The organism is Paenibacillus periandrae, assembly GCF_022458865.1.
Classification (GTDB): Bacteria; Bacillota; Bacilli; order Paenibacillales; family NBRC-103111; genus Paenibacillus_S; species Paenibacillus_S periandrae.
Map to the genome: position 1 here is coordinate 187938 of NZ_JAJNMU010000003.1, position 14377 is coordinate 202314.

Sequence of the window (14377 nt, forward strand, 5' to 3'; positions counted from 1 at the left end):
AATGGCAAGGAAAAAAAGCATCACATTGCTGCATATCGCAGAGGAGCTTGGACTCACTATACAAACGGTTTCCAAGGCATTGCGCGGACATCCGGGGATGTCAGAGGAGACCCGAGGGCTTGTCATCCAAACTGCCGCCGCTCTTGGATATCGTACTAAGGAGCAGCTGCGTCAGCTGGAGCAGGAGAGAATTGCCCCTTTTCCTCTGTATACACGACGGTTCATTCTGGTGCAGAGCGAGCGGTCACTTGGTTTCCTGAGGCTGCTGCTGCAAGGACTGCATGAGCGGTTTGCTGAGTACGGCCATCGAATTGACACGCTGCTGCTTCCTGCGCCGACCTCACCCGAGCAATTCCGTCATTGGCTTGAGCTGCATAATGTAGGCTACGCCGATGGTATTTTTATCGCACCGCGAATTGTGCCGGGATTCATGGAACAAAGCCTGCTGGAGCTTCAGCTGCCGCGGATTTTGCTTAATTACCCGCCACCTGAGACCAAAGTAGACAGTGTGGTTTGGGATGTGTACGAAGCGATGTATATCGCAGTTCGAACGCTTGTCCGGGCTGGACATCGACGAATTCTGTATGTGGGGGATATTCATCTGCAGCGCGGCTTTATCTTGCGTTGGCAGGCATTCCAGGAAGCAATGAAGGAAATTGGAGTGCACGTAACGGAGGAGGAGCATGCGGTTGGGCGCAGAGATTCCGAACAACCATGGCTGGACGATTTTGCAGTCAAATACGAAATCTATAAGCCTACAGCTGTGATCTGCGGAATTGATGAAGAGGTAGCGCCAGTTTACTATAGGTTGCAGACTTGGACGAAGGTACCGGAAAATTGCTCTCTAGTCGGGTTTTTGAACGAGCCGATTGATTATCTACCACTTGTTGACCGACCTGCGCTGCTGATCAGGGAAACAGGGTATCGTGCTGCCGACCGAATGCTTTGGCGCATTGCGAACCCGCAGCAGCCTTATGAACATATTCGATTGAAGGGCGATTATGTGGGAGGGGAGACGATGAAGAGAGCAGATTTGAACAGTTTATGAGATTAGACTCGGTGAGTTTACCGGGATGTGGACACCCGTGGGTTTGTACCCGACCGTTCAACAGGAGTAACTGTGATTCGAGGTTAAGTTGATATTTATACAATTACGTGTGAGATGGAGACCAGTAAGCAGGCTCTTCGTAAAAACTTCGGCACAGGCATTGTCTTTTTCAACAGCTAAGCTGACACACAGATGACATTTTACATAAACTAAGGTATGATTTGAATAGCTATGAATCGGCGTTCCCTTATGGAACGTCGTTTGTGTACAGACAGGAGTGAAGCGACAAAATGGATTTACGCAAAATGAGAATTTATGATACAGAACATACACATTCAAGTGAAGAGCGGGATGAATATGAAAAAGACTACGCGCGATTGATTCAATCCCCTGCGTTTCGGCGCTTGCAAGGCAAATCGCAAGTATTTGGGGCGGGCTCCGGTGACTATTATCGGACACGACTGACGCATTCACTGGAGGTTTCGCAGATTGCAAGAGAAGTAGCCAGACGGATGCAAAAAGAGTATCCTTTTCTAGCTGCGCGCGAGCATCCCGGATTGATGCTGGACCCAGCTGTTGTGGAATGCGCGGCGCTTGCTCATGATTTGGGACACCCGCCCTTTGGTCACAAGGGAGAAGAAGTATTGGATCGGCTGCTGGCTGAGGAGCATGGTCTCGCTTATGAGGGGAATGCCCAAAACTTCCGTATTCTGATGTTCCTGGAAAAACGGGCAGGAAGCGGCAGTGGTTTGGATTTGTCAGCGGCAGTGCTGCTCGGTATTAATAAGTACCCTTACTCCTTGGAAGAGGAGGGCAGGCTTAAGGGCGTATATGCGATGGAGTGGGAGGCCATCAACTACTTGCGTGAGGCTTGGGCTATGCCAAAGGGCTGCGCAACTTTAGAGGCGCAGCTGATGGACTTGTGTGATGATATCGCCTACTCCACCCATGATATCGAAGATGGGATTCGCGCTGGTAAAATATTGATGAACCCAACTTTTTTTGCAGATAACAGGCTGCTTGAAAATTTAATCCAGGAAATCCTCGATGATGAAGGCAATGGAGCGGTCGGTTGGGATCAGGTAGATATGCATTCCATGGTTAAGCAGGTGCTGGCCGACTATTTGACACAGTGGGAAATGATTTATTCTGAGTGCAAATATGAATCCTCACGTACCCGACGTGAGATGAAAGCAAGATGGGTGAGCATGTTTGCCCAAAAGGTAGGGATTATAGATGATCCGGCAAAAGGCTGGAAAAGAGTCACCTTCGTGCGTGACGGGCAGGAGGATCTGCATCTGCTGCGGACGATGGAAATTTTGAAAAAGCTGGCGTGGGTCACATTAATTAAGGATTTTCGGGTTCAGCGTTTGCAAAAACGCAGCGAAATTATGCTTCAACGTCTATGGGGCAGCTTCAAGGTATATGAAACCGGGAGAATGATTATTCCCCCGGATTGGACCCAAAGCTATGAGCAGCACAAGCATAAATGGAGTTGGCCGCGTATGGTTGCCGATTATATATCGGGGATGACCGATGCTTATGCTGAGAAGGTATACGCTGAGCTGTTTGCAAGTAAATCCGGATCGATTTATGAAATGGATTGATGAATCGATTAAAGCTGCCTGAGCAAGTGTAAGTATTGGCTATGTGTGTAGGGACCATTTGAACATAGGCGCATTAAGTATGTAAATGATTAAAAATACTAACGGGTTGTCGAAGCAGAATAGGCAGGTGCAGCTGTCATGGATTTGAGACGTTGAACAAGCGGTCTCTCCACATACCAATAGAACGTACAGCATAACAATAACGCTATCGTAAAGCAGAGCACTGTCGTAATGGTAGGACCGCACCATACGTCAAGGTGAACTGCTTTGGAGAGCTTCAGTGTGACAGACAGGAACCCAAGACTCGTAAGCAATATCGAATAGGAAGCATTGCCAAGAAATTGAACGAACCCGAGCCATGAGGGAGCTGCTGCACGCATAGATCCAATACCGAGCAGGACAAGTGAGGATCCAATGGTGTACAGCACATTCGGATATGCAAAGGTTGGGTCCATATAGCGCAACACCCAGACCACTGGGAAAACTAACAAGCCCACGACAAGTGAATAGCCTCCTTTGCCAAGGTTAAATCGACGAATGGTCCACGCAATCAGCATCCCCAGCACAAATTGCAAATGCATGCCGTCAAACAGAAAGTGCAGCCATGCGTTATCCTTCATATGTATCCAACCACAATTAATGAACCCGACGATCAACAGCCACAGTGAAAACAGGGCAACGATCGTTTTTTTATTCAGAACGAATAGTAGTGAAAAGATGAAATAAAAAAACACGACATAGATGAGCGACCAGGCGACGCCGAGTATGGGTACTTGACTGTAAGGCAGTAAAAGCAAGGAGGTAATAATCTCCATGGGCTTGGTTTCATAGCCATTACCAAACGAAGGAACGAGAAAATAGATCGGAATGACAGTGGCATTGACCAGCCAATAAAGCGGATAAATACGCAGCAGCCTTTTAAGTATAAAAGTCCCCCACATATGCGCTTTTCCGAAATGTTGATGGTAAAGAGTAAACATCAAAAAACCAGTCAGCACAAAAAAATAAGCATAGCCTCCAGATCTGTCCATGCCACTGACCGCCAAAAAGTTATTATGAAAATATTTTTGTGCCAACTGAGAGGTGTGAAACAGCATTACCAGTACAACAGCAATACCCCGAGCGGCTTGAATCAGGGGAATGGTTAAGCGATTGTCCATGACTTCAAATTCAGCTCCTAATATTTGGTTGTTATCTTGTGCGGTTATCATCTCATCTGAAAGTGAAAAAACGATGACAACAACCTGAAGATTCGCTGAATGTTAGCTTAAAATAATGAACATGCCATATGGAGAACCATTCCCTGATTAAAGCCTCTAAACATGATCAGAAGCAGTTAAACTGCCCAATACGTTGAATATCCAAGCCAAAATACAACCAGAAGCCTGTTGGGCCAAATCCGTACCAACGGTAACCAGCTATCGAATTACGGCCGACGTGAGTGAGGAACATCCAATAAGCGTCACCATTTCTTTGCCAAATGTACACAAACCGATTGATACATCTGCGGATACTGCCGGGGTCAACCGCTAGAGCTGACACGCCTGATTGCTGCGGGATGAAGGAAGGTGGTGGGGTTTGCGGTCCGCCAGTTGCGCCAGGGCCTCCTTGAGGTGTACCGGGAGGAAAGCCGCCACCGCCGCCGCCTGGAAAAGATGGAGGAAAGCCGCCACCACCACCGGGAAAAGACGGAGGAAAGCCACCACCACCGCCGCCTGGAAATGGTAAACCAGGAATACCGATGCCAGGCATTTGAAATGAGCGGGTGGAAAATCCTCCGCCAGCTCCTTGTGGAAAGCGGCCTGCTCCAATTCCTCTGGGATCAGGCGAGTTAGTGCCGGATGTTTGCACTGTAGCTGGAATTTTGTTACTTATCGCTTTTTTTGATTTTTTTGAAACCAGTTGCTTTCTACTCATCTTTAGCAGCTCCTTATGTTGGTTCTCTCCACAACATATGCTGCAAACGCCCATGCGTTACTTGTCCTGATCTTCTTGTTACTTGCTGCTGCCAATTTAGATGAAATAAATCTAAATCTTTTCATATAGAATAGGAAAAATGTAAATATGAATGCGTAAACAATCGGTTATATAAAATAGCTTGATTTTTTAGTAACCATTGGTTACTATAAATTTAATAACCAGTGGTTACATGAGTAGAAAGGTGATGAATGGATATGGAAATTGGCGATAAAAGCATTCGTAAGCAGGGCGAGAGAGCGGAGGAAACGAAGCGTAATATAGCTGAATCGGCAGCGAAACTGTTTACAGCAAGAGGTTATGATGCAGTTACGATGCGGGAAATTGCGAAGGATGCGGGCTGCTCCCATACAACCATTTATTTATATTTTAAGGACAAAGAAGTACTTTTGGAGCAGCTTGCGATACCGCCGCTGCAGTCGTTAGAGACACTCTTGCTATCCATACAGGGGCATGAGGAATGGTCAACGGTTGATAAACTGAAGGAGAAGAGCCGTCAGTTTTTACGGTTTTGCTTGTCACATAAAAGCATGGTGGCCGTTATTCTCGGTGTGAAGTCCGTGAGGGTAGATGAACAGGACCCTGAGGGGGACGTAAACAAGCTTCGCAATCGGATATTCGCCTATTTAACTGAAGGCATTGAGCATATCGTACCAGCGGCTAATGAGCAGGAACGAATCGATCAATCACGGGTCTATTTTTTCATGCTGTATGGTATGGTTTTCACTTATATGAACAGTGAAGAGAAATTGGAACCGTTATTGGAGCGGATTTTACCCATTCTAGATAAAGCAATTGAGATTTTGCTGGCAGGTATGCTGCACAAGAGGGACAGTAGTCAGTTGGTGACAGCCGTGAAGCCGGAAACGCAGCAGGATAAGAAGCAGGGTAAGCGGGAAAAATTGGAGAAACAAGAGAAGCAGGAGAAGCAGGACAAAAAACAGGATAAAAAGCGTAAGGACAAAAAGTCTAAAAAGCAGGAGGACAAGTAGCCTATGAAAATCGTACAGATTTCCGAGCATATCTGGGCATGCAAAATATGGTTAATTATCCCGATCACAGTTTGGATCGTAAAGTCAGAACAGGGGCTTTCACTTATAGATACAGGAATCTCCTTAATGGCGGGCGGCCTGCTCAAGCAAATGCAGCAGATGGATGCACCACTGGAGCGAATATTATTAACCCATGGTCATTCCGACCACGTTGGCAGCATCCAAAAGATCCGGCAGCAGCTTCACGTTCCTGTATTTGCTCATGCAGAGGAAATTCCTTATATGGAGGGTAAACTTCCCTACCCGCGCCGATCCAAAGCAGAGGCCTCTGTAGAAATTGGTTTGGTCCAACCGCTCGCTGATTCCAGTGAAAGCAAGGCATCTTTCCAAGCTGAACAAGCTTCAGATTCAGGTATCGGACAAAAAGCACGGTCAGGTGATATGCATGCTTTGGACATCGTAGGCGGACTCACGCCTTACCTCACACCTGGGCACTCGCCGGGTCATGTGGCTTATTACCATCAAGAAGATAATGTATTGCTGGCGGGAGATCTGTTTACTGCGAACAGAGGCAGGCTCAAAAAGCCAATGGCGATGTTCACAGGCAATATGCAGCAAGCAATAGAGAGCAGTTCCATTATCGAACAGCTTAAGCCTAAGGTAGTCAGTGTTTGTCATGGTGGAGAGGTGTACTCTCCGTATGAACAGTATGAATCTTTTCGACGTGCGTTTAAGTAATGTATTGAGCTGTATCATTTATTTTTGTAAAAAGGTATTGTCGGGGCTGGCAATCTATAGTAAGATCGAATTAAGCGCTTAACCTAATCAGGTTCAAGCGTAAGATTTTTACAGGTTAAGCGCTTAATCAACTTCGTCAATCATAAATAACTTTAGTGTATTTTTCTATGAACACCGAATCACTCCAAATCGCCATTACAACTGGCGAACCCAATTAGCGGTTAATTGAAAGAAATGAATGAATCGATGGAAGGGAGACACGTGAAATGAGTACGATTCGACTTACTATGGCTCAAGCCCTGCTTCGTTTTTTGGATAAGCAATACATTTCGCAGGATGGTGAAGAAACCAAGCTTTTTAAAGGAGTTATGGGTATTTTTGGTCACGGCAATGTGACGGGTCTTGGAGAAGCGCTGGAGCGGAGTGCAGGCGATCTGGTCTTTATTCAAGGGAAAAATGAACAGGGGATGGTCCACGCCGCGGCCGCCTATGCCAAGCAAATGAATCGCAAACAAATATTTGCCTGCACAAGCTCGATTGGTCCCGGGGCTCTGAATATGGTTACTGCTGCTGCAACGGCAACGGTCAACCGGATACCTGTGCTGCTGCTGCCAGGCGATAATTTTGCAACCAGACAACCGGATCCGGTGCTTCAGCAGCTTGAGGTACAGGGAGATTATACCGTATCCGCTACGGATGCATTCAAGACCGTCAGCAAGTATTGGGATCGTATCGTGAGACCCGAGCAATTGTTGACAGCGGCGGTCCAGGCTGTTCGCGTGCTCACCGATCCTGCAGAAACAGGTGCGGTCACACTGGCTCTACCTCAGGATGTCCAGGCAGAAGCTTACGATTATCCACTCTCGTTTTTTGAGAAAAAGGTACACTTTATTGACCGTCGTCCACCGGCCCCCGATTCATTGAATAGAGCTTTGGAGCTTATGAAGGGCAAAAAGAGACCGCTGATCGTTGCAGGTGGGGGTGTGCTGTATGCGTCCGCAACAAAGGAGCTTGCTGCATTCGCTGAAGCCTTTGGTATTCCGGTTGCAGAGACACAAGCTGGGAAAAGCTCGCTGCAGTGGAATCATCCGTTGAATGTTGGAGCGATCGGGGTAACAGGAGCACTTGCTGCAAATCTACTAGCCAAGGATGCGGATCTGATCATTGGTGTAGGCACTCGCTATTCGGATTTTACAACGGCGTCCAAATCGGCATTTGCACATCCTGATGTACAGTTTATCAATATCAACATCAATGGATTCGATTCGGCAAAGCTCGGTGGAGCATCAGTTACAGGGGATGCACGAGAGTCGTTGAAAGCGCTTCAGGAAAAACTCGCTGCTGCACATTACGAGAATGGTTATGGGTCCACTGAAATTACAGACTTGAAGAAACGTTGGGAGGGCGAGGTTGATCGCTTGTATGCAGCCCAGCATGAAGATGGATTATCCCAAACCCGCGCGCTCGGCGTCATTAATGAAACGCTGGATGCCTCCTCGGTTATTGTGTGTGCAGCGGGCAGTCTTCCCGGAGATTTACATCGGCTGTGGAGGACGCTTGAGCCAAAAACTTACCATATGGAATACGGATTTTCGTGCATGGGGTATGAGATAGCTGGTGCTTTTGGAGCTGCTCTTGCCGAGCCAGAGCGCGAGGTATATGCAGTGGTGGGAGACGGCAGCTATTTGATGATGCATTCCGAGCTCGTTACAAGCCTGCAGGAAGGTCGCAAAATAACGATTCTGCTGTTCGATAACCACGGCTTCCAGTGTATTCATAATTTGCAAAGAGGTCATGGAAGCGACGGCTTCGGTAATGAATTCCGTTATCGCTCCGAGACTACAGGTCGTCTTACCGGTAATGTGCTGCCTATCGATTTTGCTGCACATGCGCGTGCCTTGGGCGCAAAAGCGTACAAAGCGACTACTGCTGAGGAGCTGCAAGCCGCGCTGCTGCAAGCCAAGGAAGAGACGATTACGACATTGATTGAAATTCCGGTTGTCGCAGGAACGAATACGGACGGTTACGAATCATGGTGGAATGTGGGCGTGCCCGAGGTTTCGGTCAGTGATAAAGTGCTTGCCGCGCATCAGGAAATGAAATCCCGTATTCAGGCGGTCAAGTTGATTTAAAGTTTTCGGTGAATTAGTCTCCGCTCCGCGGTCAAATATCCTTACGATCGCTGTTGTTTCCCTATTTTTTGAATTTATAAGACATTTGTGGTAAAAATCTGGAAACAAAGGCGAACGCTAACGCTTCTCCAGGATTATTTGACCGCTCCGCTCCTTATTCACCGAATTTAACTAAAGAGAAATAAACAGAAAACATCTAATCGAATTTATAAAAGGAGAGTTTGTGCATGCTGGAACTGCCATTTAAGCTGGGCATCCATCCGATCAATTGGGTAGGCGAGGACGTCAAGGAGCACGGTGATGATACGACCTACGAGCAAATTCTGGATGATATTCAGGCTCTGGGTTTGATAGGAACGGAAATGGGACGCAAGTACCCAACAGATCCCGCGATTTTGCAGGAGGAGCTGTCCAAACGGGGCATTCAGCTCGTCTCACAGTGGAAATCGGTGCTGTTTTCTGATCCGGCATACCGGGAATCGGAATTGGCCGCTTACCGCAAGCATGTGGAATTTTTGCATGGTATGGGCAGTACGGTGATCAGCACCTGCGAGGTTGGAGGCTCATTGCATTTTGACCCGCGCCGCACACCGAACGAAAAGGAGGTGCTGCGGCTGGATGAAGCAGGCTGGCAGAGCCTCGCCGAAGGCTTGAATGCAGCTGGCGCCATTGCTCAGGAGTATGGTTTAAAGCTGACTTATCATCATCACGGCGGAACCGCAGTGGAACGTCCAGAAGAAATCGACCGATTGCTGGAGCTGACTGATCCTACTAAGGTATATCTGCTCTATGATACGGGTCATGCTTATTACGGAGGCGCGGATCCCCTGCAGGTGCTGCTCAAGCACTATGACCGTATTGCGTATATTCATTTCAAGGATATTCGCCAAGAGGTGCTGGATGAGGCGCGTGCTGAACAAGTCGATTTTGTCACGTGTATTCGCAAAGGCGTGTTCACCGTTCCGGGTGACGGATGTCTCGATTTTGGGCCGATTTTACATGAGCTGCTGGCACGTGGTTACGATGGATGGGCGATGCTTGAAGGTGAGCAGGACCCGGCAGCACATCCCGCATATGAGTATGCCAAGAAAGCATTGGAGCATATGGAGTCCTTAATCATAAAAAAATAATAATAAGCCAAAAGCCAGTAAGCATACAACGAATCAGAATCAAGCCATAAGAAAGCTAGTGCTAAAAACAATGACCAGGAAAGAAGGGTTTTCAAGCTATGACCTATGTTACGTTTCCAACCGGAAAATCACTGGATTTTACAGCAATCGGGCGGCTGTGTATCGATTTGAATGCTAACGAAATTAATCGACCGATGGAAGAAACAATGACCTTCACTAAGTATGTGGGGGGCTCCCCGGCCAATATTACGATCGGGATGTCGCGATTCGGGTTAAAAACCGCTTTTATCGGAAAAATTGCTGATGATCAAATGGGACGTTTTATTGCCGATTACCTGCAAAAAAATCATATTGACACTACGAATGTTGTGACGGACCATACGGGTGCGGTGACAGGGCTTGCTTTTACAGAAATCAAAAGCCCGACAGAATGCAGCATTTTGATGTATCGCGATAATGCGGCTGATTTGCGGTTGACCGCCGAAGAAGTTCAGGAAGATATCATCGCGCAGGCGAAGGTGCTGCTGATCTCGGGAACGGCACTTGCTCAAAGTCCATCACGAGAGGCTGTATTCCAGGCGCTGCAGTATGCCAAAAAACATGGTGCTGTCATCGTATTTGATCTGGATTATCGCCCTTACACATGGGTGTCGCCTGAAGAAACAGCCGCTTATTACAATTTGGCAGCAGAGAAATGCGACATTATTCTGGGTACTCGTGAAGAGTTTGATATGATGGAGCGATTTGAGGCCAATCCGGAGCATAGCGATAATGTAACTGCATCCAAATGGTTTGATTGCTCAGCCAAGATCGTGATCATCAAGCACGGCAAGGACGGTTCGATTGCGTACACGAAGGACGGCGAAGGACACCGGGCACAGAGCTTTCCAGCCAAGGTAGTCAAAACGTTCGGAGCCGGCGACTCTTATGCAGCAGGCTTTTTATACGGTGTTATGCAAGGATGGACACTCGAAAAAAGTATGGAATTCGGCAGCGCGGCAGCGTGTATCGTTATTTCCAGCCACAGCTGCTCGGATGCGATGCCTTCGGCCGAAGCTGTGCATGATTATATCGAACGCTGCAACCGCGGCGAAATTACGGCATCTTAAGCTTTTATATCAGAGGGGAGAACAACTAACATGGCACAAACCTTAAAAAACTGGATCGGCGGCGCATGGGTCGAGTCCGTTTCCACACAAAGCGAGCCCGTCTACAATCCGGCAACAGAAGAAATATTGGCATATGTTCCACTTTCCACGACGGAGGATGTGGACCTAGCGGTACAAACGGCAAAAGAAGCTTTTAAAACGTGGAGCCGCACACCGGTTCCTCGCCGGGCACGCGTTCTGTTCAAATACCAGCAGCTGCTGGTCGAGCATTGGGAGGAGCTGGCTGCTCTCGTCACAGAGGAAAACGGCAAAAGCTACAACGAGGCTTATGGTGAAGTACAGCGTGGTATTGAATGCGTGGAATTTGCAGCCGGTGCTCCGAACCTGATGATGGGCAAGCAGCTTCCGGATATTGCCTCCAACCTGGAATCCGGTATGTACCGCTATCCTGTAGGTGTCGTTGGTGGAATTACGCCGTTTAACTTTCCGATGATGGTTCCCTGCTGGATGTTTCCGCTTGCGATCGCTTGCGGTAATACGTTCATCCTGAAGCCTTCCGAGCGTACGCCGCTGCTCGCGAATCGTTTGGCAGAGCTGTTTAAGGAAGCTGGCTTGCCTGACGGTGTATTCAATATTGTTCACGGCGCACGTGATGTGGTTAATGGGGTGCTGACGCATAAGGATATTCGCGCGATCTCGTTCGTAGGCTCGCAGCCGGTAGCCGAGTACGTGTACAAAACTGCCTCTGCCCATGGCAAACGCGTACAAGCGTTGGCTGGTGCAAAAAATCACTCGATAGTGATGCCTGATGCAGATCTCGATAGTTCGGTAAAAGAAATTATTAATGCCGCTTTTGGTTCAGCGGGAGAGCGCTGCATGGCCTGCTCCGTCGTCGTAGCCGTCGGTGAGATTGGTGATACTTTGGTGAACAAGCTCGTCGAGGCTGCTAATCAGCTTACGATTGGCAATGGGATGAACGACGGCGTGTTCCTCGGTCCCGTGATCCGCGGACCTCACAAGGAGCGTACCTTATCCTATATTGAAACAGGTGAAAATGAAGGCGCACTGCTCATTCGTGACGGCCGTAAGGATGAGGCTGCAAGCGGCAAAGGCTATTTTGTCGGGCCGACGATTTTTGACCAGGTGACGAGCGAGATGAAAATTTGGGAGGATGAAATTTTTGCTCCTGTATTATCTATTGTCAGAGTCGCTACTTTGGAGGAAGCTGTAGAATTGGCTAATCGTTCAGAGCTGGGCAATGGAGCCTGCCTGTTTACGAAAAGCGGCAGCAGTGCAAGACAGTTCCGCGAAACAATCGAATCCGGTATGCTGGGCATCAATCTGGGTGTGCCTGCGCCGATGGCTTTCTTCCCGTTCTCAGGCTGGAAAAATTCGTTTTACGGCGATCTTCACGCCAACGGTACAGATGGAGTCGAGTTTTATACTCGCAAAAAAATGGTTACTGCCCGTTGGTAACAACTGTCCGATAAACGGTGTGAACAGGTGGCACCACGTGTACGCGTAGAAGCCTGTTCGCCTCGTCTCGTCGGTATAATAATTGCTATGTTTACAGGTTTATGAGAGCAAAAGTCAAAGCAAGCTTTACCGAAGGAGTTGATTCACACATGACATTAGTTTCCATGAAAACGATGCTGCTGCAGGCATTGGAAGGACAATATGCGGTGGGGCAGTTTAATTTAAATAATCTGGAGTTTACAGAGTCCATTCTGCAGGCAGCTCAAGCGGAGCGTGCACCTGTTATTCTCGGTGTCAGCGAGGCTTATATTCCTTATATGGGCGGTCTCCCCTGCATTGCAGGTATGGTCAAAGCGCTGATCGAGCATTATGATATCACCGTTCCTGTAGCGCTGCATCTGGATCATGGTTCCACCTATGATCTTTGCATTCGGGCGCTTCATGCAGGCTTTACCTCAGTCATGATCGATGCCTCACATCATTCGCTTGAGCACAATATCGATGTGACACAGCGGGTTACGCAGGCAGCACATGCACTTGGTGCTACGGTAGAAGCGGAGCTTGGACGGATTACCGGCCGCGAGGACGATCTTGTGGTTGATGATGCCGATGGGATGTATGCAGTACCTGAGGATTGTGTGGAGCTTGTTCGTGCTACGGGAATTGATTGCTTGGCGCCAGCGCTTGGCTCTGTGCATGGTCCTTATCGCGGCCAGCCAAAGCTTGGCTTTGAACGAATGGGGCAAATTCAAAAGCTGACCGGATTGCCACTTGTACTGCATGGGGGAAGCGGTTTACCGGATGAGGAAATTCGTCAGGCTATTGCGCTTGGAACGAGTAAAATCAATGTGAATACGGATAACCAAATGGCCTGCACAGAGGCAATTCGCAGCTTTTTGAACGATAATCCAACTGCTTATGATCCACGTAATTACCTGATTCCGGCGAAAGCAGCCATTCAGGCAAAGGTTCAAGAAAAGATTCGTTTATTCGGAAGTTCAGGTAAAGCGGGAGGGAGTGCATCATGAAAAAAGTCAAAATTGGGATCATTGGCGCAGGGCGTATCGGCAAAATTCATGCTGATAATTTGCTGAGACTGCCAGAAACGGAAATTGTAGCTGTAAGCGACTTGTTCGCTGGTCCGGAGCTGCAAGCTTGGGCTAGCGAGAGAGGAATCGCTATTGTCACTACCGATAGCAATGAGGTCATTGCTAATCCGGAGATTGACGCGATATTTATTTGCTCCTCGACCGATACGCATGTACCGCTGATTAAGCAGGCAGCCGAGGCTGGCAAGCATATATTTTGCGAAAAACCGGTCAGTATGGATATTCGGCAAACGGAGGAAGCGCTGGAGGCTGTACGCAAGGCTGGAGTGAAGCTGCAAATCGGCTTTAATCGCCGTTTCGACCACAACTTCAAGCGAGTTCGTGAGCATGTGCAGGGAGGTTTGATCGGCGAGCCGCATATCGTGAAAATTACTTCGCGCGATCCGAATCCGCCGCATCCGGACTATATTAAGGTGTCTGGCGGGATTTTCATGGATATGATGATTCATGATTTTGATATGGCCCGTTTTCTGTCAGGCAGCGAGGTTGAGGAAGTACATGCGATCGGTAATGTGTTAATCAATCCTGTTTTTGCCGAGCATGGCGATGTGGATACGGCTATTGTTACCCTTCAATTTGCCAATGGGGCGCTTGGCGTTATCGACAACAGCCGCCAAGCCGTATACGGGTATGATCAGCGGGTTGAGGTATTTGGGTCCAAAGGCAGTACAGCGGCCTCCAATGATCATCCGACTACGGTAGAAATCAGCACGGCGGATGGTATTACACGTGACAAGCCGCTGCATTTTTTCCTGGAACGCTATAACGCCGCTTATGTGGAAGAAACACAAATGTTCATTGATTGTATCGTCAACGACAAGCCGCTGCCGGTTGAAGGCAATGATGGCCTGCAGGCGGAGCGAATTGCGTTGGCTGCCAAGCTGTCCAGTCAGTTGGGCCGTCCTGTGAAGGTTAGTGAAGCGCTAAATCTGCTTATTCAACCATTGCGATCGGAATAAATAGATATGATGTTTAGTAACGCTTACGAAGTAGTTTTCTAACGAAAACTTGAAGATTATGCTTACGAAGTCAGCTTCCTACGGAAGCTTTTAGGAGGGA

The 14377-nt window shown here is 48.2% G+C and carries 12 protein-coding genes; 10 read left to right on the forward strand and 2 right to left on the reverse strand.

Annotated features, from left to right (window positions below; all coding sequences use genetic code 11):
* Position 1: 1 nt before the first annotated feature.
* Together LRL21_RS05825 and LRL21_RS05830 are read left to right on the forward strand one after the other, a co-directional pair.
* A complete protein-coding gene (locus LRL21_RS05825) occupies positions 2-1048 on the forward strand; it encodes a LacI family DNA-binding transcriptional regulator (protein WP_240414817.1) in 1047 nt (348 codons plus the stop codon).
* 290 nt (positions 1049-1338) lie between these two features.
* The gene (locus LRL21_RS05830) at positions 1339-2655 is read left to right on the forward strand and encodes a deoxyguanosinetriphosphate triphosphohydrolase family protein (RefSeq protein WP_240414818.1); all 1317 of its coding nucleotides are present in this window, start codon (positions 1339-1341) and stop codon (positions 2653-2655) included.
* Positions 2656-2753: 98 nt separating this feature from the next.
* On the opposite strand, the gene LRL21_RS05835 is transcribed toward LRL21_RS05830, so the two are convergent.
* Both LRL21_RS05835 and LRL21_RS05840 read right to left on the reverse strand, forming a co-directional pair.
* Positions 2754-3866 carry an acyltransferase family protein gene (locus tag LRL21_RS05835; protein WP_240414819.1) on the reverse strand — a complete coding sequence of 371 codons (1113 nt, stop codon included), beginning with the start codon at positions 3864-3866 and terminating at the stop codon, positions 2754-2756.
* 115 nt (positions 3867-3981) lie between these two features.
* Positions 3982-4572: a hypothetical protein gene (locus tag LRL21_RS05840; RefSeq protein ID WP_338044582.1), complete on the reverse strand. Its 591-nt coding sequence runs from the start codon at positions 4570-4572 to the stop codon at positions 3982-3984.
* 251 nt (positions 4573-4823) lie between these two features.
* On the opposite strand from LRL21_RS05840, the gene LRL21_RS05845 reads away from it, so the two are divergent.
* The 8 genes from LRL21_RS05845 to iolG all read left to right on the forward strand — a co-directional run bounded on the left by LRL21_RS05845 (position 4824) and on the right by iolG (position 14277).
* Positions 4824-5624 carry a TetR/AcrR family transcriptional regulator gene (locus LRL21_RS05845; protein ID WP_240414820.1) on the forward strand — a complete coding sequence of 267 codons (801 nt, stop codon included), beginning with the start codon at positions 4824-4826 and terminating at the stop codon, positions 5622-5624.
* A 3-nt stretch (positions 5625-5627) separates the two neighbouring features.
* A complete protein-coding gene (locus tag LRL21_RS05850; protein WP_240414821.1) occupies positions 5628-6362 on the forward strand; it encodes an MBL fold metallo-hydrolase in 735 nt (244 codons plus the stop codon).
* Positions 6363-6628: 266 nt separating this feature from the next.
* A complete protein-coding gene (gene iolD, locus LRL21_RS05855; protein WP_240414822.1) occupies positions 6629-8494 on the forward strand; it encodes a 3D-(3,5/4)-trihydroxycyclohexane-1,2-dione acylhydrolase (decyclizing) in 1866 nt (621 codons plus the stop codon).
* Positions 8495-8721: 227 nt separating this feature from the next.
* Complete coding sequence (iolE, locus tag LRL21_RS05860; RefSeq protein WP_240414823.1) at positions 8722-9624, forward strand: myo-inosose-2 dehydratase; 903 nt, start codon at positions 8722-8724, stop codon at positions 9622-9624.
* Between the two features lie 98 nt (positions 9625-9722).
* The gene (gene iolC, locus LRL21_RS05865) at positions 9723-10733 is read left to right on the forward strand and encodes a 5-dehydro-2-deoxygluconokinase (RefSeq protein WP_240414824.1); all 1011 of its coding nucleotides are present in this window, start codon (positions 9723-9725) and stop codon (positions 10731-10733) included.
* Positions 10734-10763: 30 nt separating this feature from the next.
* Positions 10764-12209: a CoA-acylating methylmalonate-semialdehyde dehydrogenase gene (locus LRL21_RS05870; RefSeq protein ID WP_240414825.1), complete on the forward strand. Its 1446-nt coding sequence runs from the start codon at positions 10764-10766 to the stop codon at positions 12207-12209.
* Between the two features lie 149 nt (positions 12210-12358).
* Positions 12359-13237, forward strand: a complete 879-nt coding sequence (gene fba, locus LRL21_RS05875; protein ID WP_240414826.1) for a class II fructose-1,6-bisphosphate aldolase — start codon at positions 12359-12361, stop codon at positions 13235-13237.
* A complete protein-coding gene (iolG, locus tag LRL21_RS05880) occupies positions 13234-14277 on the forward strand; it encodes an inositol 2-dehydrogenase (RefSeq protein WP_240414827.1) in 1044 nt (347 codons plus the stop codon). Before fba ends, iolG begins: the two co-directional genes overlap by 4 nt.
* Positions 14278-14377 lie beyond the last annotated feature (100 nt).